The 21,132-nt window shown below is 66.1% G+C and carries 23 protein-coding genes; 12 read left to right on the forward strand and 11 right to left on the reverse strand.

Features of this window, described 5'->3' with window-relative positions:
- Window positions 1-110 precede the first annotated feature (110 nt).
- Window positions 111-734, forward strand: a complete 624-nt coding sequence (locus RTK35_RS08250; protein WP_044402234.1) for a 2OG-Fe(II) oxygenase — start codon at window positions 111-113, stop codon at window positions 732-734.
- A 12-nt stretch (window positions 735-746) separates the two neighbouring features.
- Here the strand turns inward: RTK35_RS08250 and RTK35_RS08255 are convergent, their stop codons facing one another.
- Window positions 747-1,304: a DUF6160 family protein gene (locus tag RTK35_RS08255; protein ID WP_074967103.1), complete on the reverse strand. Its 558-nt coding sequence runs from the start codon at window positions 1,302-1,304 to the stop codon at window positions 747-749.
- Window positions 1,305-1,483: 179 nt separating this feature from the next.
- Between RTK35_RS08255 and RTK35_RS08260 the strand changes: the two genes are divergently transcribed.
- Entirely contained in the window at window positions 1,484-1,984 is a 501-nt protein-coding gene (locus tag RTK35_RS08260) for a DUF523 domain-containing protein (protein ID WP_107328478.1), read from the forward strand.
- On the opposite strand, the gene RTK35_RS08265 is transcribed toward RTK35_RS08260, so the two are convergent.
- Window positions 1,976-2,596 carry a transporter substrate-binding domain-containing protein gene (locus RTK35_RS08265; protein ID WP_316907762.1) on the reverse strand — a complete coding sequence of 207 codons (621 nt, stop codon included), beginning with the start codon at window positions 2,594-2,596 and terminating at the stop codon, window positions 1,976-1,978. The two genes, RTK35_RS08260 and RTK35_RS08265, sit on opposite strands and share 9 nt — an antisense overlap.
- Before the next feature lie 129 nt (window positions 2,597-2,725).
- On the opposite strand from RTK35_RS08265, the gene RTK35_RS08270 reads away from it, so the two are divergent.
- Window positions 2,726-3,160, forward strand: coding sequence for a DUF4399 domain-containing protein (locus RTK35_RS08270; RefSeq protein ID WP_044402242.1), 435 nt, complete (start codon window positions 2,726-2,728; stop codon window positions 3,158-3,160).
- Between the two features lie 354 nt (window positions 3,161-3,514).
- Here RTK35_RS08270 and serA read toward each other — a convergent pair whose 3' ends face one another.
- The gene (gene serA / locus RTK35_RS08275) at window positions 3,515-4,744 is read right to left on the reverse strand and encodes a phosphoglycerate dehydrogenase (protein ID WP_044402243.1); all 1,230 of its coding nucleotides are present in this window, start codon (window positions 4,742-4,744) and stop codon (window positions 3,515-3,517) included.
- Between the two features lie 179 nt (window positions 4,745-4,923).
- Between serA and RTK35_RS08280 the strand changes: the two genes are divergently transcribed.
- From RTK35_RS08280 to RTK35_RS08315, 8 genes are all read left to right on the forward strand, one after another.
- Complete coding sequence (locus RTK35_RS08280) at window positions 4,924-6,315, forward strand: FAD-binding oxidoreductase (RefSeq protein ID WP_044402245.1); 1,392 nt, start codon at window positions 4,924-4,926, stop codon at window positions 6,313-6,315.
- A 60-nt stretch (window positions 6,316-6,375) separates the two neighbouring features.
- Window positions 6,376-7,041 carry a fumarylacetoacetate hydrolase family protein gene (locus RTK35_RS08285; RefSeq protein WP_316907763.1) on the forward strand — a complete coding sequence of 222 codons (666 nt, stop codon included), beginning with the start codon at window positions 6,376-6,378 and terminating at the stop codon, window positions 7,039-7,041.
- Between the two features lie 70 nt (window positions 7,042-7,111).
- On the forward strand, window positions 7,112-8,026 hold the full coding sequence (locus tag RTK35_RS08290; protein WP_316907764.1) for an SdiA-regulated domain-containing protein: 915 nt from the start codon (window positions 7,112-7,114) through the stop codon (window positions 8,024-8,026).
- 105 nt (window positions 8,027-8,131) lie between these two features.
- Window positions 8,132-8,479: a NirD/YgiW/YdeI family stress tolerance protein gene (locus RTK35_RS08295; protein ID WP_074967111.1), complete on the forward strand. Its 348-nt coding sequence runs from the start codon at window positions 8,132-8,134 to the stop codon at window positions 8,477-8,479.
- A gap of 216 nt (window positions 8,480-8,695) precedes the next feature.
- Window positions 8,696-9,580: a hypothetical protein gene (locus RTK35_RS08300; protein ID WP_316907765.1), complete on the forward strand. Its 885-nt coding sequence runs from the start codon at window positions 8,696-8,698 to the stop codon at window positions 9,578-9,580.
- A 2-nt stretch (window positions 9,581-9,582) separates the two neighbouring features.
- Window positions 9,583-10,134 (forward strand): GTP-binding protein, encoded by a 552-nt coding sequence (locus RTK35_RS08305; protein ID WP_316907766.1) that lies wholly within the window; start codon window positions 9,583-9,585, stop codon window positions 10,132-10,134.
- 14 nt (window positions 10,135-10,148) lie between these two features.
- Complete coding sequence (locus RTK35_RS08310) at window positions 10,149-10,541, forward strand: roadblock/LC7 domain-containing protein (RefSeq protein WP_044402258.1); 393 nt, start codon at window positions 10,149-10,151, stop codon at window positions 10,539-10,541.
- Between the two features lie 22 nt (window positions 10,542-10,563).
- Window positions 10,564-10,923 carry a hypothetical protein gene (locus tag RTK35_RS08315; RefSeq protein ID WP_044402260.1) on the forward strand — a complete coding sequence of 120 codons (360 nt, stop codon included), beginning with the start codon at window positions 10,564-10,566 and terminating at the stop codon, window positions 10,921-10,923.
- A 91-nt stretch (window positions 10,924-11,014) separates the two neighbouring features.
- Here RTK35_RS08315 and RTK35_RS08320 read toward each other — a convergent pair whose 3' ends face one another.
- The 7 genes from RTK35_RS08320 to RTK35_RS08350 form a co-directional block, all read right to left on the reverse strand.
- A complete protein-coding gene (locus RTK35_RS08320; protein WP_316907767.1) occupies window positions 11,015-12,049 on the reverse strand; it encodes a histone deacetylase family protein in 1,035 nt (344 codons plus the stop codon).
- Window positions 12,050-12,067: 18 nt separating this feature from the next.
- Window positions 12,068-13,447 (reverse strand): APC family permease, encoded by a 1,380-nt coding sequence (locus RTK35_RS08325; RefSeq protein ID WP_316907768.1) that lies wholly within the window; start codon window positions 13,445-13,447, stop codon window positions 12,068-12,070.
- Between the two features lie 264 nt (window positions 13,448-13,711).
- Complete coding sequence (locus RTK35_RS08330) at window positions 13,712-14,755, reverse strand: extracellular solute-binding protein (protein WP_316907769.1); 1,044 nt, start codon at window positions 14,753-14,755, stop codon at window positions 13,712-13,714.
- A 16-nt stretch (window positions 14,756-14,771) separates the two neighbouring features.
- Entirely contained in the window at window positions 14,772-15,560 is a 789-nt protein-coding gene (locus tag RTK35_RS08335; RefSeq protein WP_044402266.1) for an ABC transporter permease, read from the reverse strand.
- Window positions 15,557-16,468, reverse strand: coding sequence for an ABC transporter permease (locus RTK35_RS08340; protein WP_316907770.1), 912 nt, complete (start codon window positions 16,466-16,468; stop codon window positions 15,557-15,559). The genes RTK35_RS08335 and RTK35_RS08340 overlap by 4 nt, the downstream gene beginning before the upstream one ends.
- A complete protein-coding gene (locus tag RTK35_RS08345; protein ID WP_316907771.1) occupies window positions 16,465-17,517 on the reverse strand; it encodes an ABC transporter ATP-binding protein in 1,053 nt (350 codons plus the stop codon). The genes RTK35_RS08340 and RTK35_RS08345 overlap by 4 nt, the downstream gene beginning before the upstream one ends.
- Window positions 17,518-17,761: 244 nt before the next feature.
- Window positions 17,762-18,772: an AraC family transcriptional regulator gene (locus tag RTK35_RS08350; RefSeq protein WP_316907772.1), complete on the reverse strand. Its 1,011-nt coding sequence runs from the start codon at window positions 18,770-18,772 to the stop codon at window positions 17,762-17,764.
- 132 nt (window positions 18,773-18,904) lie between these two features.
- On the opposite strand from RTK35_RS08350, the gene RTK35_RS08355 reads away from it, so the two are divergent.
- Window positions 18,905-19,828, forward strand: coding sequence for an SdiA-regulated domain-containing protein (locus tag RTK35_RS08355; protein WP_236213121.1), 924 nt, complete (start codon window positions 18,905-18,907; stop codon window positions 19,826-19,828).
- A gap of 37 nt (window positions 19,829-19,865) precedes the next feature.
- On the opposite strand, the gene RTK35_RS08360 is transcribed toward RTK35_RS08355, so the two are convergent.
- Entirely contained in the window at window positions 19,866-21,107 is a 1,242-nt protein-coding gene (locus RTK35_RS08360) for a tetratricopeptide repeat protein (protein ID WP_253121926.1), read from the reverse strand.
- Window positions 21,108-21,132 lie beyond the last annotated feature (25 nt).

Here is a 21,132-nt window from a genome sequence, read left to right on the forward strand (position 1 = left end):
CGGTTGCAGGGGCGGTGAAGCGTGCTTGCAGGAGGCTTTCGTCGGGCGTGAAAGATTTTTCCGTTCGCCCTGTAGGCGGCGTTATAGCGCCCATTTAGAATGCCCCGACCATGCCGACCCCCCCCTTCGAATTTTCCCCGGACACGCTTGCCGATGGCCTTGCCCGCCAAGGCTGGTGCCTGCTCGCCAGCGCATTGGACAACGACTTCGTGGCGGCGCTGGCCGGCGAATGCAGGGCGCGTGCTGCGGCCGGGGTGCTGAGCCAGGCCGGCATCGGCCGTGGGGATGCGCTGCAGGTCCGCGAGGGCATCCGCGGCGACAGCATCGATTGGCTGGAGCCGGGGCAGGCCGAGGTTTCCGATCGCTACCTGGCGCTGATGGACGAGCTGCGGCTGGTGCTCAACCGCGAGCTGTTCCTGGGGCTGGAGGATTTCGAGGCGCACTTTGCGCTCTACCCGCCCGGCGCCTTCTACCGGAAGCACGTGGACCGCTTCCGCGATGACGACCGCCGCACGGTCTCCGCCGTGCTCTACCTCAATCCCGATTGGCAGCCCGAGCAGGGCGGCCAGTTGCGGCTCTACTTCGCCGACGGCTCGATCCGTGACGTGGAGCCGGAGGCCGGGACCCTGGTGGTGTTCCTCTCCGGCGACCTGCCCCACGAGGTGCTGCCGGCCAACCGCGAGCGGCTGTCCCTCACCGGCTGGTTCCGCCGCCGGGGCGATACGCCGCTCTGATCGCCAGGGGGCTCAGTGCCCCCAGACTTTGAGGGTGCCGCGCAGGTCGACGATGTCGCGCACCTCGATGCTGCCCAGGCTGCTCTCGCCGACGTACATGTCGGCGGCCACCCGCATGCGGATGCGCTGGGCCGGCAGCCCGGACTGGATCAGCTGGTCGTTGATGGTGGTCAGGTCCGGCAGGGTCAGCACCATCTGCTCGACGCCGCTGGCGTTCTTGATCACATCCACCATCAGGGTCGGCTGGTCGACGTTGAACACCGGCAGGGTCAGGCCCAGTTGCGCCGGGCCGAGGGCGAAGCTGCCACCGGCGCCGTTGGGGCAATCGGCGGCGCTGAGGCAGCCGTTGTCGATGCGGATGTTGCGCAGGGAGGCGTTGCCGCCGTCATCGGTCCAGGTCAGCCGGTCGATGCGGGACATCACGTCCAGGCGGATGCTCAGGCCGGATTGGCCGGTCACCTGGCCGAGTTGGCCGTTGTCCAGGACCTGGAGGTCCGCGTGGCTGGTGTTGGCGGCCAGCAGGGTGAGGCAGGCGAGGAGCGGGGGCAGGGCTTTTCTTGTTATGGGCATGGCGACTGTCCTTCGCGAAGGGGCGGCCGCAGTGTGGGCGGGGCCTGTGGCGGATGCCAGGGCCGGACGGCGTTTCCCGCCGAAGGATGGGCCAGCCAAAGGTGGGTGCGACGGGGTGTGGGGCCTCGGGCTGTTACCGGGTGTGGCCCGGGAGTACCCTGCGCGCCGAGGAGATCACCATGCAGAAGATTCTGATCAGCCGCTGCCTGCTCGGGCAGCGGGTGCGTTACGACGGCGGCGCCCACGGCCCCTATGACCTGCTGCAACGCTGGCAGGACGAGGGGCGCGTGGTGCCGGTGTGCCCCGAGGTGGAAGGCGGATTGCCGACGCCGCGCCCGCCGGCCGAGATTCCCGGTGGGCAGGGCCTCCAGGTGCTGGAGGGGCAGGCGCGGGTGATGACCGATGGCGGCGAGGACGTCACCACGGCTTTCGTCGCCGGCGCGCGCCTGGCCCTGGAGCTGGTGCGGCGCCACGGCATCGCGGTGGCCGTGCTCAAGGCGCGGAGCCCGTCCTGCGGAAACGAAGAGGCCTACGACGGCACTTTCACCGGCACCCGTATCCCCGGGGAGGGGGTGACGGCCGCCTTGTTACGGCAGGCCGGGGTGCGTGTGTTCAACGAGACACAGCTGGAGGCCGCGCAGGCCTGCCTCGCAGCCCTGGAGGCGGACGACCTACTCTGAGGCCGCCGGTTCGGGGGTGGGCTCCGGCGCCGAGGCGGGCGCCTGCGGTGCTGCCGCGGCGGGTGCCTCGTGGCCACCGTGCCATTTCTGCTCCAACTGCTCCAGGTGGCCCGTGCTGCGCAGCTTGCCCAGTGCATTGTTCAGGGCGCTGCGGAAGGCCGGGTTGTCGCGGCGGAAGGGAATGCCTTCCGCCGGGGCGGCTGGCTTCGACGGGCTGGGCGCCAGGCCCTGGGTGGCCGGGTTTGTGGCGGCAGTCGGTGGCGCGGGTGTGTGGGTGTAGGGCTCGCTGAGCTCCAGTTGCGGGTCCTCGCTGGCGGTCTTCAGGCTGCTGCCGAGGGCGATGTCCACCTTGCCGCTGCGCAGGCTCTCCATCAGCTCGTCGGCGCTGACCGGGATGAAGTCCGCCTTCACGTTCAGCTCGTCGGCCAGGGCGTTGCCCAGGTCCACCCCGTAGCCCTGCAGCTGTTCGCCGTCGCGCAGGGCGAAGGCTGCATCGTTTTCCACCAGGGCGATCCGCAGGCTGCCCCGCTCCCACACATCGTCGATGAGGTCCGCCCGGACCGACGGCGAAGCCAGGGGCAGTAGAAACAACAGGCAGTACAACAGGCGCATGGGAAAACCTCGGTTATGGTCTGATGGGTGCCTTCCCGCTTCTCCAGCGTAGACCCGGCGGAACGGTCCGGCGGTGAACCTACGCAGCGGCGGGAGGTCTGTGTAGCTCACGAAACAAGGAGATTCGTCATGAAGCTTGCGTACGCCCCCCTTGGCCTGGCGGCCCTGCTCTCGGCCTTTTCCGCGGCCGCTCTTGCGGACATGCCCCGCACGCCAGCACCCGAGGGTGCCAAGGTCTACTTCATCGAGCCCGCCAACGGCGCCACTGTGGACAAGACGTTTACCGTCAAGTTCGGTCTCAAGGGCATGGGCGTCGCGCCGGCAGGCGTGGATGCACCGGCGACCGGCCACCACCACCTGCTGATCGACCTGGATCAGGAGCCGGCGATGAACATGCCGCTGCCGATGACCGACAACCTCAAGCACTTCGGCAAGGGCCAGACCGAAACCGAAGTGACCCTGCCGCCGGGCAAGCACACCCTGCAACTGCTGGTGGGCGACAAGAACCACGTCCCGCTGGACCCGCCGGTGATCTCCGAGAAAATCACGGTCACCGTGAAATGAGCGTGAAAACGCGCGTATGAGAAGGGGAGGCCGAGGCCTCCCTTTTTACTGTCCAGCTTCGTCGTCAGGGCTCGCGAGTTGGAGCGAGACAAAGCGGGAATGAAGGCACGGCGTTCCCGGCTGTAAATGAGCACGTCGAGGCCATTCTCACGGCGCATCGTTGATGCACGTGAAATCGCAGGCACGAAAAAGGGAGGCCGAGGCCTCCCTTTTACTGTCCAGCTCCGTCGTCAGGGCTCGCGAGCTAGAGCGATACAAGGCGGGAATGGTCGAGAAGCGCGGAGTTTACGACTGTAAATGAGCACTTCGAGGCCGTTCCCAACGCCGTATCGCCGACGCGCAGCAGCCCTGAGGTTAGAACAGGACGCGGCTGCGGATCGTGCCGTTGACGTGCTGCAGCTTCTCCAGCGCCAGGTCCGAGTACTCGGCGTCGACGTCGATCACCACGTAGCCGACCTTGTCGTTGGTCTGCAGGTACTGGCCGGAGATGTTGATGCCGTTGTCGGCGAACACCTTGTTGATCTCGCTCATCACACCCGGAATGTTCTGGTGAATGTGCAGCAGGCGGTGCTTGCCCGGGTGCGACGGCAGGGCCACTTCGGGGAAGTTCACGGAAGACACGGAGGTGCCGTTGTCGCTGTACTTCACCAGCTTCTCGGCCACTTCCAGGCCGATGTTGGCTTGGGCTTCGGCGGTGGAGCCGCCGATGTGCGGGGTCAGGATCACGCGGTCCAGGCCACGCAGCGGGCTGGCGAATTCCTCGTCGTTGGACTTGGGCTCCACCGGGAACACGTCGATGGCGGCGCCGATCAGGTGCTCGTCCTTGATGGCTTCGGCCAGGTGGTCCAGCTCGACCACGGTGCCGCGTGCGGCGTTGATCAGGATGCCGCCCTTCTTGATGGCGCGGATTTCCTTCTCACCGATCATCCACTGGGTGGACGGCAGTTCCGGCACGTGCAGGGAGACGATGTCGCTCATGCCCAGCAGCTCGTGCAGGTTGCCCACCTGCTGGGCATTGCCCAGAGGCAGCTTGGTGACCACGTCGTAGAAGTAGACCTGCATGCCCAGGGCCTCGGCGAGGACGGACAGCTGGGTGCCGATGGAGCCGTAGCCGACGATGCCGAGCTTCTTGCCACGGATCTCGAAGGAGTTGGCTGCAGACTTGATCCAGCCGCCACGGTGGCAGGAGGCGTTCTTCTCCGGAATGCCGCGCAGCAGCAGGATGGCCTCGGCCAGGACCAGCTCGGCGACCGAGCGGGTGTTGGAATAGGGGGCGTTGAACACCGCGATGCCACGGGCACGGGCGGCGTCGAGGTCGACCTGGTTGGTGCCGATGCAGAAGCAGCCCACGGCGATCAGTTTCTTCGCGCAGTCGAACACTTCTTCGGTCAGTTGGGTACGGGAGCGGATGCCGATGAAGTGGGCATCGGCGATCTTTTCCTTCAGCTCGTCACCCGAGAGCGCGCCCTTGAGGTACTCGATGTTGCTGTAGCCGGCGGCCTTCAGGGTGTCGACGGCGTTCTGGTGGACGCCTTCGAGGAGAAGGAACTTGATCTTGCTCTTTTCGAGAGAGGTCTTGCTCATCTGCGTACCTATTTGTCCCGGTAGTGAAGTCAGAAGCAGGCTGTGCGGCAGCTACCCCGTAAAACGCCTGTAAGGCATGATTCACGGGGTGCGTATGCTAGCATGCCTTCCTTTTTCCTTGCTCGGTTGCGACCTGAAACGTTCTCAGGGCGACCATGAATGATTCGAGAGTTCCTCTGATGACCAACGCCGCCCTGATCGAAGAACTGAAGACCCTGGTCGAACCCGGCAAGGTGCTGACCGACGCCGCCTCCCTGGAGGCCTACGGTAAGGATTGGACCAAGCATTTCGCCCCGGCACCGACCGCCATCGTCTTCCCCAAGACCATCGAGCAGGTGCAGGCCATCGTGCGCTGGGCCAACCAGCACAAGGTGGCGCTGGTGCCGTCCGGCGGGCGTACCGGGCTCTCGGCCGCTGCGGTAGCGGCCAACGGCGAGGTGGTGGTGGCGTTCGACTACATGAACCAGATCCTCGCCTTCAACGAATACGACCGCACGGCGGTGTGCCAGCCGGGCGTGGTGACCGAGCAGCTGCAGAACTTCGCGGAAGAGAAGGGCCTGTACTACCCGGTTGATTTCGCCTCGGCAGGCTCCAGCCAGATTGGCGGCAACATCGGCACCAATGCCGGCGGGATCAAGGTCATTCGCTATGGCATGACCCGCAACTGGGTCGCCGGCCTGAAGGTGGTCACCGGCACCGGCGAGTTGCTGGAGCTGAACCGCGACCTGATCAAGAACGCCACCGGCTATGACCTGCGCCAGCTGTTCATCGGCGCCGAGGGCACCCTGGGCTTCGTGGTCGAGGCCACCATGCGCCTGGACCGCGCGCCGAAGAACCTCACTGCCATGGTCCTCGGCACCCCGGACTTCGATTCGATCATGCCGGTGCTGCACGCCTTCCAGAACAAGCTGGACCTCACCGCCTTCGAATTCTTCTCCGACAAGGCCCTGGCCAAGGTGCTGGCCCGTGGTGACGTGCCGGCGGCCTTCGAGACGCCCTGCCCCTTCTATGCGCTGCTGGAGTTCGAGGCCACCACCGAGGAAGTCGCCAACGACGCACTGGCCACCTTCGAGCACTGCGTCGAGCAGGGCTGGGTGCTGGACGGCGTGATGAGCCAGAGCGAGCAACAGCTGCAGAACCTGTGGAAGCTGCGCGAGTACATCTCCGAGACCATCTCCCACTGGACGCCGTACAAGAACGACATCTCGGTCACCGTCGGCCAGGTTCCGGCCTTCCTCCACGACATCGACCGCATCGTCGAGGCCAACTACCCCGACTTCGAAGTGGTCTGGTTCGGCCATATCGGCGACGGCAACCTGCACCTGAACATCCTCAAGCCGGACGCCCTGTCCAAGGATGAGTTCTTCGCCAAGTGCGCCACCGTGAACAAGTGGGTGTTCGAGACCGTGCAGAAGTACAACGGCTCGATCTCCGCCGAGCACGGCGTGGGCATGACCAAGCGCGACTACCTGGGCTACAGCCGTTCCGAGCCGGAGATCGCGATCATGAAGGCGATCAAGGCGGTGTTCGATCCGAACGGGATCATGAACCCCGGCAAGATCTTCAACTGACCAGGCAGGCGGTGGAGCGATCCACCGCCTGTTTCGTATTCACCGTTCAGGAGTCGGTTAATGAGCTACCAGCACCAGTACGTCGACGGCACCCGTATCCACTTCCCCCTCGGCAAGGTCGTATGCATCGGCCGCAACTACGCCGAGCACGCCAAGGAACTGAACAACCCGGTGCCCACCGAGCCGCTGCTGTTCATCAAGCCGGCGTCCAGCGTGGTGGCCATCGAGGGTGGGTTCTCCATTCCCGAGGACCGGGGGGCCGTGCACTACGAGGCGGAGATCGCCGTGCTGATCGGCAAGCCGCTGTCGCGCCACCCCAGTGCCGAAGAGGCCCGCGACGCCATTTCCGGCTTCGCCCCGGCGCTGGACCTGACCCTGCGTGACGTCCAGGCCAAGCTGAAGGAAAAGGGCTGGCCCTGGGAAGTCGCCAAGGCCTTCGACGGTGCCTGCGTGCTGGCGCCCTTCATTCCGGGAGATGCCGTCGAGGCCTTGGATGACATCGGCATCCGCCTCACCATCAATGGCGAGGTACGCCAGGACGGCAACAGCCGCGACATGCTCAACCCCATCCTCCCGCTGCTCCAGGCCATCAGCCAGCACTTCAGCCTGCAGCCGGGGGACGTGGTATTGACCGGCACGCCGGTCGGCGTCGGCCCGCTCAACAAGGGCGATGCGCTGGTGCTGGAGCTGGTGGGTCACAGCACCTTCGAAAGCGGCGTCATCTGAAATTCACTGGCGGGGAACTTTTCGGCTGGAATAGCATCAGACGGCCATTCGCCCGAAGCAGTCGTCGGCCATGAAGTTTTCCCGCACCCTTCGCTATTCCCTCCTGGGCGCCGCGCTGATCCTAGGTGGCGGCGCCCTCCGCTATCTGCACCTCGATGACCGTGCCCAGCTCTGGCTGAGCGAGCGCAACCTGAGCAAGGGCGAGCAGGCCGGCAGCATCTGGCTGCCGGGCTACCGGGCGATCCTCCAGGGCAAGCCGCTGGCGGGCCTGGAGAATGATGAAGCCTCGGACCTGGCCTACAACCCGGTGACGCGCACCCTGTTCACCGTGACCGGCAAGACGCCGATGCTGGTTGAAATCTCCCGCGAGGGTGACGTGCTGCGGCGCATCCCGCTCAACGGGTTCGCCAACCTCGAAGGCGTGGCGGTGCTGGAGAACGGCAACGTTGCCGTGACCGACGAGCGACGTCGTACCCTGTCGATCTTCACCCTCGATCCGCTGACCCGCGAGCTGGATGTCAACGACGCCGACGAGTTCGACCTGGGCTTTGCCGACTCCGGCAACAAGGGTTTCGAAGGCATCGCCTGGGACCCGGCCCAAGGGCGTCTGCTGTTGGGCAAGGAGCGCGAGCCCACCGCGATGTTCAGCCTCGCTTCCGATGGCAGCCGCAGCCTGGCGGGTGAGCTCCAGCCACTGCCCAGCTATGGCCTGGGCATGCGCAACTTGTCGGCCCTCAGTGTCGATCCGCGTACCGGGCACGTCCTGGCGCTGTCCGCGCAATCCAACCTGCTGCTGGAGCTGGACGAGGCCGGTGAGCCGGTGAGCTTCATCAGCCTGCTGGGCGGCTTCAATGGCCTGGAAAGCCGCATCCCCCGCGCCGAAGGCGTGGCCATGGATGAAGCCGGTGACATCTATATGGTCAGCGAGCCCAACCTGTTCTATGTCTTCCGCCGCAGCGCGCCCCAGGTGACGGAGCGCGGTTGAACCGCCCTGCCCGCTTAAGGTTCGCTTAAGGGGCTTTTAAGCCTCGTTTCAGCGCCCGGCCCTAGCCTGATCCCGTCAACCACACACCGATACGGGATCACAACCATGAACGCCAAATACCTTGCCCTGCTGATCGCCCCGCTGTTCTCCACCGCCGCCCTGGCGTCCAGCTACACCGGCCCCGGCGCCAACCAGGCGATCACCACCGTCGCCGCTGCCATGCAGGCCAGCGACGATGCGACCGTTGTCCTCCAGGGGCAGATCGTCAAGCGCATCAAGGGCGATATCTACGAGTTCAAGGACGCCACCGGCACCATCAAGGTGGAGATCGACGACGAGGATTGGCCGACCCAGTCCATCGACGACAAGGCCACTGTGAAGCTCACCGGTGAAGTGGATCGCGACCTGATGGGCCGCGAGATCGACGTGGAGTTCGTCGAACGGGTGAACTGATCGCTCACGCGGAGCTGTCTCCCCTCCCCAGGGCGCACCAGCGTGCGCCCTGCGTTCCATCCGGCGGCAGCGCTGTCATTGATCTGGGGAATGGCGTGTTCCGCCGGGAACATTCCTCAAGCCGAAGTGGGGTCCGCCTACAGCGGCCCCTTGATCCGAGTCACTACCATCGCCTCTCGCTCGAAGACTTAGTCATAGACCGACGAGGTGAGTCAGATGAATGTCCTGATGCTCGGCCTGGGGTTGCACGAGGATCGTTTCGTCCGTGAGCTGATTCATGAGGCGGGCACACGCTCCGGATTGGCCATCCACATTGTCGAGGACCTCTCCCTGCCTTCGCTTGAGCGCTGCGACCTGGTGGTGCTCTCCCCTGATTCCCCCTTCTCCCGCTATGCGACCGAACTGGGCCGCCGCAAGGGCCTGTCGTTGAAGGTCATTCCTTTCATTGCCGATGGCGGCCCGCAGGACCCGCACCTCAGCTTCGCCAGTACGGTCGATGACCTTCTCCGTTTGGTCCGCCGTGCAGACAGGTCTTTCGACGGAACGCTGGTCGAGCAGCTCTGGGACATCGTCCGCCTGCAACTGGGCGGCAGCTACGTGCTCAGCGGCGCGCGCCACTCGCTCTATCTGGACTTCGATGCCGGGCGTTTCTGCGTGGAATCGGACACCGCGCCCAGTGCCTCGGAACTCCGTGCCCTGCTCCTGGAAGGTGGAACGCTGCTGGTTGCCCGGCACAAGCCCCAGGCAGAGCAGATCAACTGGCGTTCTCTGGGCGGACTGCTCTGGCAGGCCGGCCTTGCGCATCCCCGCTTGCTCAAGGGGCTGGATGGCGATGGGGCATTCTCCCTGACCAGCTGGCCCCTTCAGCCGTTGCGATCAGGCGCCTTGCAACTCGCGTCCCTGCTGAGACGCGGTTACCTGAGCGTGGACCAGATGGCTCGGCACGTGAGTCTTGCCCGTGCGGATATCCATGGGTTGCTGAACGCCTGCGCACTGAGTGGCAAGTTGCAGCAGAGGAGCGCGTATGCCGCCAGCCAGATCTCGGGTATCGGCAGGGGGTTCTTCCAGCGCCTGCGCAGCACCTTGGGGCTGAGCCTGTGACCGTGGCGACTTACAAGATCCTCTTCCTCGGCGCGAGCGGTGCCGGCAAGACGACGGCCATCGGCAGCATCAGCCACACACCACCGGTACGCACCGAGGTGGCGAACAACGATCCGTCCTTGTCCAAGGCGTTGACCACCGTGGGCCTGGATTATGGGGAAGTCACCGCCCCGGGCCAGGGCGATCAACTGATGCTCTACGGCTGCCCGGGCCAGCAGCGCTACGAATTCATGTGGGAGATCCTCGCCCGGGGCTCCCTGGGTGTGGTGATTCTCTGTGACAACCAGTCCGCGGACCCCCTGGATGAGCTGCGCCACTACCTGGATGTGCTGCAGCGCTACCTGGAGGGCGACGTGGCCGTCGTGATCGGGGTGGTCAAGATGGACCTCTCCCCGACCCCGGAGCTGGAGCGCTATGCGGAGGTCCTGGAGGCTCAGGGGCTCGCGTTCCCCGTGATGGGGGTGGATGTTCGTCAGCGCGACGAGGTGCTCCTCCTGCTCGAAGCAGTGGTCTGCCAGGTTGAGGCCCGTGCCCTGTTGGAAGGTGCCCATTGAAAGAGATGACGGACATGACCAGGCGCCTGCTGGAGCGCCTGATCAACCGGTTCCGCGAAGAAAACAGCGAGATACGAAGCCTGCTCCTGACCACCGAGGACGGCTTCGTGGTGACGGCCAGCCATCACGAGGGCGATGAGTATTCCCGCCGCCTGGCGGCCATGAGCAGCTCAGCCCAGGCCATCGGCCAGGCCATGCTGCGTGAGCTCGGTGCGAGGGACTACAAGCGCACCGTTCTGGAGAGCAGCGACCGGGTCGTGGTCCTGCTGTCCGTGCCTTTGCCCACCTCCATGCTGGTGCTGATGTCGGTGTCCACGAAAGACACCGCACTGGGCCAGCAGCTCTGGAAGCTGGAGCGGTTGGTGACGAGCCTGGCTCAACTGACTGCAGATGCCTTTGAATCGTGAACCCAAGGAGTAAGGAAGACCCATGAGCAATCATCAGCAACTACTGGAAAGTCTGATCAGTGAAACCACTGGCTCCCTTTGCGCGGCGCTGGTCGACAGCAACAGCGGCATGATCCTGGCGTCGGCGGGGAGCGGGCTGGACCTGGAGATCGCCGCAGCGGGCAACACGGAGGTGGTGCGCGCCAAGCTCAAGACCATGAAGCTGCTGGGCGTGAAGGACCAGATCGACGACATCCTCATCACGCTGGGCAAGCAGTATCACATCCTCTGCCCGATTTCCCGCTTCGAGGGCGTGTTCGTCTACTTCGTGCTGGACCGATCCCAGGCCAACCTGGCGCTGGCGCGCCGAATGGTCCACGAAACCGGCGAGCGTCTTGACTGACATGCGATTGGCCCGCTCTTGAGCGGGCCAATCAGTTGGAGATGCATTCACACAGCCCCCTGCCAGCACGTGCCGGCAGGGGGCTGCTGGTTCAGGGCCTGGCGCCTTCGAAACCCTGCAGCACGTTGACGGCGTTGATGCCGATCTCCTCCACCGCATACCCCCCCTCCATCACGAACAGGGTCTGCAGGCCGAGCTGGCCGATGGCCTCGCCCATGCGCAGGTAGTCCGGGCTGTCCAGCTTGAACTGCGAGATCGGGTCTTCCTTGAAGGTATCCACCCCCAGCGACACCACCAGCGCGTCCGCGCCGTAGGCGGCGATGCGGCGGCAGGCATCGTTCAGCGCCTGGCCCCACACCGACCAGTCGCTGCCCGAGGCCAGCGGGTAGTTGACGTTGAACCCCTCGCCCACGCCGGCCCCGCGCTCATCGGCAAAGCCGAGGAAGTACGGGTACTCGAAGCGCGGGTCGCCGTGGATCGAGGTGAAGAGCACGTCGGCACGGTCGTAGAAGATGTCCTGGGTGCCGTTGCCGTGGTGGTAGTCCACGTCGAGGATGGCCACCCGCTTGGCGCCGGCGTCCAGCAGGGCCTGGGCGGCGATGGCAGCGTTGTTCAGGTAGCAGTAGCCGCCCATGTAGTCGGCGGCGGCGTGGTGCCCCGGCGGACGGCACAGGGAGAACACGCCCCGCGCGCCCTTGCGCAGTTCCGCCTGCCCGGTGAGGGCGACATTGGCCGAGCTGGTGATGGCCTGCCAGGTACCGGCGGTGATCGGCGCGCCGGCGTCGAAGGAGTAGTAGCCCAGGCGGCCGTCGATGTCGGTGGGTTCGGTCTGGCGCAGGCGGCGGGTCGGCCAGGCGATGGGCAGCATGTCGTGGTTGCGGCCCTTGGCCTGCCAGTCGCTCCAGGCCGTGCGCAGGAAGTTCACGAAGCCCTCGCTGTGCACCCGCAGGATCGGCTCCAGGCCGAAATCGATGGGCGCTTGCACCGGGCCCAGGTTCACTGCACGGGCGCGGTCCAGCACCATGTCGGCGCGGCTGGGCTTCTCGAAGCAGGGGGTGAACTGGCCGCCGATGAGTTCGTGCTTGCCGTGGTGCAGGTGGTGGTCGTCGCTGTAGATGACGAGCATGTCGTGTCCTCCTTGGGGTCAGTGCTCGGAAAACTGCACCTGCGGCGCCGGACGGCGGAACCCGCGGGTGAAGACGGTGAGGTAGATGAAGCCGATGGCGAACCAGGCCAGGCCGAAGACCAGGGTCTGGTGGCTGAGGCTGGTCCACAGCCAGGCGATCAGGCCGAAGCCGATCAGCGGCACCAGCCCGTAGCGGAGCAGGTCGGCCGGGCCGTGGCGCTGGCCGTCCAGCAGGTGGGTGCGGATCACCGCCAGGTTCACCACCGAGAAGGCCACCAGGGCGCCGAAGCTGATCATCGAGGCCAGGGTGCCGAGGTCGATCACCACTGCCAGCAGGGAAATCAGCGACACCAGCAGGATCGCCAGGGTCGGTGTGTGGAAGCGCTGGGACAGGTGGGCGAACACCCGGCGTGGCAGGATGCCGTCGCGGCCCATGCTGTAGAGGATGCGCGACACCGAGGCCTGGGAGGCCAGGGCCGAGCCGGCCGCGCCCGCCACGTAGGCAGCGGTGAAGAAGGCCTGGAGGAAGCCGCCCCCGGCCTTGAGCATCACCTCGGCGGCCGCGGCGTCGGCGTCCTGGAAGTGGCTGCCGGGGAACACCAGCTGGCTGACCATGGCCAGCAGGATGAACAGCACCCCCGCGCCCAGGGTGGTGATCAGGATCGCCCGGGGGATGTCCCGGCGCGGCTCGCGGGCCTCCTCGGCAAGGGTGGACACCGCATCGAAACCGAGGAACGACAGGCAGAGGATCGCCGCGCCCGCCATCACCGGAGCGAAGCCTGCCTGGGAGCCATCACCCTGCCAGGGCGCCATCCAGTCGATCGGCGCGCCCCCCAGCAGGCGCCAGGCCATGGCCAGGAACACCACTACGAACACCAGCTGGGCGATCACGATCAGGTTGCTCATGCTCGATACCGAGCCGATGCCCAGCAGGTTGAGCACGGTGACCAGGCCGATGGCACCGACCACGAAGACCCAGGCCGGTACCTCGGGGAAGGCGATGTTGAGGAACAGGCCGATCACCAGGTAATTGATCATCGGCAGGAACAGGTAGTCGAGCAGCAGCGACCAGCCGGCGAGAAAGCCGATGCCGGGGCCGAAGCTGAGGCTGGCATAGGAGTAGGCCGAGCCGGCCACCGGGTAGCGGCGCACCATGAAGCCGTAGGACTGCGCGGTGAACAGCATCGCCGCCAGGGTCACCACGTAGGCCAGGGCGGTGCGCCCGCCGGTGGTCTCGGTGACCACGCCGTAGGTGGTGAAGACCGTCAGCGGCACCATGTAGACCAGGCCGAAGAAGACCAGGGCCGGCAGCCCGAGGATGCGCCGCAGGCGGGTGCCCTGGGCGCTGTGGACGAAGGCTCCGCTGGCGGAGGCGGTGTCGAGGGTGGACGTGTTCATGGCAGTACCTCGCTGGGCAGCCTGCAGGTCAGGCCGCCAGTCTGGGGAATCGGCGGTTCGGGTCGGGTCCGGGACGATCCGGCGCGTCAGTCGGCGGGCAGTCCGCCGGTCAGCAGGAGGGTGGTGCGGGTCAGGCAAGGCATGGCGGTTTCTCTCTTTCTTCGATGGCCAGCGGGTGTGCCGCATCGGGCAACACCCTCGGGTGCGGCATGCACCGGCCTGTGCATGCCGTGCGGCGACCCGTCGTTGCGGGCCGCTGCGGGGTCACTTCTTCAGCTTGGTCCACACCTTGCTGCGCAGGGACAGGGCCTTGGGCGAGCAGAGCTTGAAGGTCTTCAGGCGGTCCAGCTTGTCCTGCGGGGTGTTGATGGCCGGGTCATCGAACAGCTCCTTCTCCATGAACTGCTCGGAGCCGGCGACGGCGTTGTTGTACTTGGCGAAATTGGAGGCCGCGGCGATGTTCTCCGGCTGCATCATCCAGTTGATGAAGGCGTGGGCCTCCTCGACGTTGACCGCGTCCTTGGGGATCACCAGGTTGTCGATGAAGACGTGGATGCCTTCCTTCGGATAGACGTAGACCAGGCTGTCGCGCTGGGCATGGGCGCGGTGGTAGGCACCGTTCCACTGCATGTGCATGGCGACTTCGCCGGCGGCCATGCGCTCGATGGTGCCGTCGCTGTTGTACATGGCCAGCAGCGGCTTCTGGCCCAGCAGCAGGTCCTGGATCTTCTTCGCGTCCTTCGGGTCCTCGGTGCACTGGTCGATGGACAGGTAGTGGGACGCGGCGATGTACAGGTCCTCGATGGAGTTCAGCGCCACCACCTTGCCCTTGAGTTCGGCCGGCGGTTCGAAGAAGGGCTTCCAGCTTTCCTCCAGCGTGCCGCCGGGCACCTGCTTGCTGTCGTAGCTGTAGCCGGTGGTGCCCCAGAGGTAGGGCACGCTGTAGTCGTGGGCGGGGTCGAAATCCAGGGTCTGGAAGTTGGGCTTGAGGTTCTTCAGGTTCGGCAGCTTGCTCTTGTCGAATTTCTGCAGCAGACCGTCCTGCACCATGATCTGGATGAAGCTGTCGGAGGGCACCACCACGTCGTAGGCGCCACCGCCGGCCTTCAGCTTGGCCAGCAGGGTCTCGTTGCTGTCGTAGGCGTCCAGGGTGGCCTTGATGCCGGTGTCCTGCTCGAACTTCTTCAACAGCTCCGGCGGGTAGTAGTCGGACCAGTTGGCGAAGTGCAGGGTGTCGGCCGCCTGGGCGGTACCGGCCAGGCCGAGGGTCAGCAGCAGGGACAGGGCGAACGGTGGGGTACGGCTCATGTCGGGCTCCTTGGGCTCAGCGCTTGCGCTGGCCGATGTAGTAGGACAACGCAACGAACGCAATGGAGATCACCAGGATCAGTGAGGAAATGGCATTGATCTTCGGGGAAATACCCATCCGGATAGAGCTGAAGATGTACACCGGCAGGGTCGTCGAGCCGGCCCCGGCGACGAAGTAGGTGATGACGAAATCGTCCATCGAGATGATGAAGGCCAGCATCGCCCCGGAGAGGATGCCGGGCATCAGCAGGGGGAAGGTCACCTTCCAGAAGGCCTTCCACGGCGAGGCGTAGAGGTCGGCGGCCGCCTCCCCGAGGCGCGGGTCCAGGCCCTCCAGGCGGGCGCGGATCGGCAGGTAGGCGAAGGGGATGCAGAACACCACGTGGGCGATGAGGATGGTGAACAGCGACAGCTTCAGGCCGATGAAGGCGAAGAACATCAGCGTGGCCACTGCAGTGACGATCTCCGGCACCAGCAGCGGCAGGCCCAGTACCCCGCTCATCAGCCCCTGGCCGCGGAAGGTGCGGCCGCGCATGCCCAGGGCTGCCAGGGTCGCCAGGGTGGTGGCGATCAGGGTGGCCAGGCTGGCGACGATCAGCGAATTCTTCGCGGCGCGGACGATCTCCGGGTCATTGGCCACCACCGCGTACCACTTCAGGCTGAAGCTCTCCCAGATGGTCGCCGACTGGCCACCGTTGAAGCTCAGCACCACCAGCACCAGGATCGGCACGTAGAGGAAGGCGAAGAACAGCCAGGCGACGGGGCGCACACCGGTGAAGCGCCACAGCGGGTTGCGCATGTTCATGGGTGGCCTCCGGCGGCGCCCTTGAAGCGCAGGCTGTAGAGCAGCATGGCCGCCAGCACGAAGCCGAGCAGGGCGAACGACAGGGCGGCACCCAGGGGCCAGTTGTGCGAGGCGCCGAACTGCAGCTGGATGAGGTTGCCGATCATCAGCGACTTACCGCCCCCCAGCAGCTCGGGAATGATGTAGTTGCCGAGCGAGGGTATGAACACCAGGATCACCCCGGCCATGATGCCCGGCATGGCCAGCGGCACGATGATCCGGCGCAGGGCGTGGAAGCGGTTGGCGCCCAGGTCGAAGGCCGCTTCCACCAGGCGCCAGTCGAGCTTCTCCAGGCTGGTGTAGATGGGCAGCACCATGAACGGCAGGAAGGTGTAGAGCAGGCCGATAATCACCGCCGTGTCCGTGTAGAGGACGCCCAGCACCCCGTCGGTCAGGCCCAGGCCATGCAGGCCGCTGTCCACCAGGCCGCCGTTGCGCAGCAGCAGGATCCAGGCATAGACCCGCACCAGCAGGTTGGTCCAGAACGGCACGGTGACGAGGAACAGCAGCAGGTTGCGCCGGCGTTCGTCCTGCAGGGCCAGGTAGAGCGCCGTGGGGAAGCCGATCAGCAGGCAGCCGGCGGTGGTCATCACCGAGAGCCAGAAGGAGCGCTGGAAGATCTGCAGGTAATCGGTGTTGAAGGTGAGGCTGTCGTCCAGATCGCGCTCGTAGAGGAAGTTGATGTACGCCTCCAGCGAGTACTCGCCCCACTTCACGCCGCCGTAGTCGCCCGGCTGCAGGAAGGACACCAGCAGCATGATGCCCAGCGGCAACAGCAGGAACAGCACCAGGCAGAGCATGGCCGGCGATACCAGCGCCAGGCGGCGCCTCAGGTGCCGCGCCTCGGCCAGCACGCGCGGGCTGCTCATCGCGACAGCACCCGGATGGCGGTGGGCGGGACCTGCACGCGCACGCGGGTGCCGGTGGCCAGGGCATCGCCTGCGCCGTCGCGGTTCTGCCGGCGGACGCGGAAGCCGCTCTGGCCGGCGACCCGCAGCAGGTAGAGGGTGTCGGTGCCGACGTAGACCACGGTTTCCACCTCGCCTTCGAGGTTCCCCGCCGCATCCAGCTCCACCCGCTCCGGGCGGATGGCCAGGGTCACCGGGCCACGGCGTTCGCCTTGCGCAAGACCCAGGCGCTGGCCGTCGCCGAGCAGCAGGCCGCTCTCGCTGGCTTCGGCGTCGAGGAAGTTGGTCTCACCGATGAAGTCGGCCACGGTGCGGTTCACCGGGACCTCGTAGATTTCGGTGGGCGAGCCCACTTGCAGCACCTGCCCCTTGTTCATCACCGCGATGCGGTCGGACATGGTCAGGGCTTCTTCCTGGTCGTGGGTGACGAAGATGAAGGTGATGCCGGTCTCGTGCTGCAGGCGCTTGAGCTCGATCTGCATCTCCTTGCGCAGCTTCATGTCCAGTGCAGAGAGGGACTCATCCAGCAGCAGCACCTTGGGCTGGCTGGCCAGGGCACGTGCCAGGGCGATGCGCTGTTGCTGGCCGCCGGAGAGCTGGTCGGCGCGGCGCTTGCCCACGTCCGGCAGCTTCACCAGCTGCAGCATGCGTTGCACGGTGGCGTCGATCTCCGCGCGGGGGCGGCCCTGCATCTCCAGGCCGAAGGCGATGTTCTGCGCCACCGTCATGTGCGGGAACAGCGCGTAGCTCTGGAACACGGTGTTGACCGGCCGGCGGAAGGGCGGCAGGTCCTGCATTTCCTCGCCATAGAGGCGGATGGCACCGGAGGTGGGTTGCTCGAAGCCGGCGATCAGGCGCAGCAGGGTGGTCTTGCCGCAGCCGGAGGGTCCCAGGAGGGTGAAGAACTCGTTGGGGCGGATTTCCAGGGAGACCTCGTCCAGGGCGCGCACGCCGTGCCCCGGGTCGCCGAACTCCATGCACACTCGGTCGATGCTGATCGCGCTGGACATGCTGATCACACGCTCTAAGGGATTGTTCTTCTTGGGGTTTGCGGGCGCTGCTGGCCACCCCTGATGGCTTCGATTCTGTCAGCGGCGAGGGAGGGCCAGAACGATAGAAACGGTCAAAAGGGGATAATTCCGGACAATCTGTCGAGGCCTTCTGCGCGTCCTACGCGGCGCGCAGGCGAGCGCCCGCCGCCGCGTAGGCAGGCGGTGACGGAAGGGGTGGGCGGGCTTTTTCCGAGGGCGTCGGTCAGCGGCGATATTGGCTCGGCGGCTGGCCGCTCCAGCGCTGGAAGGCGTGGCGGAAGCTGGCGGTTTCGGCGTAGCCGAGCTGCTCGGCGATCAGGTAGATCGGCAGGTCCGTCTGCAGCAGCAGGTGGCGGGCCTTCTCGTAGCGCACCTGGTCGAGCAGGCGCTGGTAGCTGGTGTTCATGCGCTGCAGGTGGCGGCGCAGGGTGCGCTCGGAGCGGTGCAGGCGGCGGGCGATGCCGTCGAGGTTGATGTCCTCGGCGAGATTGTCCTCCAGCTGCTCGCGGATCTGCTCCAGCACGTCGTGGCGCTGGGTGAGCTGGGCCGAGAGCCGCTGGCACTGCTGCAGCCCGTGGTGGCAGCTGACCGGGTCGGCCAGGGGCAGCGGGCGGTCCAGCAGGGAGGCGTTGAAGCACAGGGCGGTGTGGGCGGCGCCGAAGTCCACCGGGCAGCCGAGCCGCTCGGTGTAGGCCGCCGCGTGCAGCGGCGGGCGATAGGGCAGCGCCACCCGGCGCGGGCGGATGGCCTCGCCGAGCAGGTCGCGGATCACCGTGAGCAGCGAGGTCAGGCACAGCTCGCTGTTGAACACCATCAGCTCCGGCGCATAGCGGTAGCGGGTGGCCACCAGGCGCGCTTCGGCGCCTTCCTCTTCCAGGGTCAGCTTGAAATAGCTGCCGAGCAGCGCCGAGTGGGTCAGGGCCAGGTTCAGCGCGTCACGCAGGGTGCGGCTGGCGAGCATGGTGTAGCCGAGGATGCCGTAGGCGGAGACGTGCATCCGCAGGCCCAGTGACAGTCCCAGCGCCGGGTCGCGGGTGCAGGCCAGTGCATTGGCGAAGACGCGCAGTTCCTGGGCGTGGTTGATCAGCTTGTCGGGGGTGTCGAGATCGCGGCAGGCGACGCCGCTGCCTTCCAGCAGGCGCGTGCGTGGCACCTCGTCGGTCAGTGCCTGGACCGCGAGTGCGACGGTGTGGAGGGTGGTCAGGACCCGTTCGGGTAGCAATGACGCCGCCATGGTTCGTCCCCTTTGGTAACGGTGGGGGCACGGTTCGTGCGCTGTGGTCGGGCATTAAGGTTGGTTTCAGGCATCACCCTGGCGCACTGCGTTATCCTCGCCGCGCCTCCTGAATCCCCTGAGTCCGTCCCGATGCGCTCCTTCCTGCGTCCCCGTTGGCTGGTTTCCGGCCTGTTGTTCTGTGTGTTCGTGGTGCTGGGCATCGCTGCCCAGGAATTTCGCCTGTTCGAGCGAGGCTGGTTCAGCTTGCAAGAATGGCGCCACGCCTCGGAATGGCGGGAGCGCTCCATCTGGTTGCCCGACTACCAGGTGACGGTGGAGGCGCGCCCCATCGAGGGGCTGGATGCCGATGTGTCGGCGCTGACCTACGACCCGGAGCGCCACAGCCTGCTCACGGTGACCAACAAGCGTCCGCAGATCATCGAGCTCTCACTGGACGGCCACATCGTCCGGCGCATCGACCTGGACGGTTTCGGCGACCCGGAGGCCATCGAGTACGTCGCGCCCGGCACCTACGTCATCACCGACGAGCGCCAGCAGCGGCTGATCAAGGTGAAGCTGGACGAGCACACCACCCGCGTCGATGCCGCCGAGTCCCAGCAGCTCTCCCTGGGCATCGGCCTGAACGGCAACAAGGGCTTCGAGGGCCTGGCCTACGACACGGCGGGCCAGCGCCTGTTCGTGGCCAAGGAGCGCGACCCGGTGCGCATCTACGAGATCCACGGCTTCCCACACACCAACCCGGAGAAACCCTTTGCCGTGCACGTGGTGGATGACCCCGAGCGCGATGCCGGGCTGTTCGTTCGCGACCTGTCGAGCCTGCAATACGACGAGCGCAGCGGCCATCTGCTGGCGCTGTCCGACGAGTCGCGGCTGGTGCTGGAAATCAACGCCGACGGCCGCCCCATCAGCACCCTGTCCCTGCTGCGCGGCATGCACGGGCTGAAGGCCAGCGTCCCCCAGGCGGAGGGCGTGGCGATGGATAACGAGGGGAACCTGTACCTGGTGAGCGAGCCGAACCTGTTCTACGTGTTCAGCCGGCCGGCCAGGGATTGAATCCGGGCGCCTCGGGAGAGGCGCCCGGACAGCCCCGTCAGTACCAGGGGCGTTCGACCAGGGGGAGGTCGAGGGATTTGTCGCGGTAGTTCGCCTGGGCGGTCTTGATGTCGCTGCGCAGGGTCTTGGCTTGCTGGACGAGGTCGTTCATTTCCGCCTCCGACGGGCTGTAGCCGGCACCCGCCAGCAGCACCAGTGCCGTTTTGCCGTCCTGGTTGCCATCGGCCAGGGCCACGCTGGCCCAGATGAACGTCTGCTTGAAGTCGCGCTTGAGCAGGTTGAGGGCGGTGGCGTTGCTCTGACCAAAGGCCGAGCCCGTGCGGGCGTCGGCATCGCACCAGGCCAGCACCTGTTCCGCCTGGGCGGGGTCGCCACGACCCATCTTGCGTTTCAGAGGCGGGGCGAACAGGCGGCAACCCAGTTCGGAAGCGAGTCGATCGCCCTTGGCGGATGTCTCGGCCAGCAGCGCGCGATAGTCGGCCTCGCTGATCAGGGCGCCCTCGCCGTCGCCGATGGCGCCGGCCAGGTAGAGCAGCTTCACCCGGTCGTTGCTCTCGGCGTACTGCTCGAAGACGGCGCGGCGGCGGGCTTCATCCGCCAGCGCGGGGATGTGGCCGTCGAACAGACCCATGAGGATCGGCGGGTAACCGTAGGGTCCGTGTTGCGCCAGGTATTCATAGGCCGTAACGACCTTCTCCGGGGCGAGCTTGCCCAGGGTGGGGTCGGCATAGAGGTTGGCCAGCCCCAGGTTGGCGTGCAGGCGGTGGCCTTCCACTGGGTCCTTCTCGGCGACTTCGAGCAGGAGGCGTTCGCCCTGGTCGACGTCCTGGCGGAACGGCGGGTTGCCGTTGAGCAGGGCCAGGCCCAGCAGCAGCTTGGCGGTGTAGGAGCCCTGGCTGGCGCCCTTCTCCAGGAAGTTCTTCGCCTGCTGCACGTCCACCTTCTGGCCGAACTGCGCGTCTTCGACGTAGCGGCTCAGCATGTAGGAGGCGTCGCCGTTGCCGTTGAGGGATGACTGGGTATAGAGCGCGAAGGCCTTGTTGTAGTCCTGGGCGACGCCGTCGCCACGCTCGTACATCTTGGCCAGCATGTACTGCGCACGGGGCTCCTTGTCTTCGGCAGCGCTCTCCAGCAGCTCATGGGCTTCCTGCAACTGCTGCGCAGCGGTGGTATCGGGGCGGTAGAGGCTGATGGCCTTGTCGGTCTTCTCGATGGGGGTTTCGAAGCAGCCAGTCAGCAGGGCGCACAGCGCCAGGGGGATGAAGGTTTCCTTCTTCATGGCATTCCTTGAGGGGTGGGGGATG

Source organism: Pseudomonas sp. zfem003 (genome assembly GCF_032621675.1).
Taxonomy (GTDB): Bacteria; Pseudomonadota; Gammaproteobacteria; order Pseudomonadales; family Pseudomonadaceae; genus Metapseudomonas; species Metapseudomonas otitidis.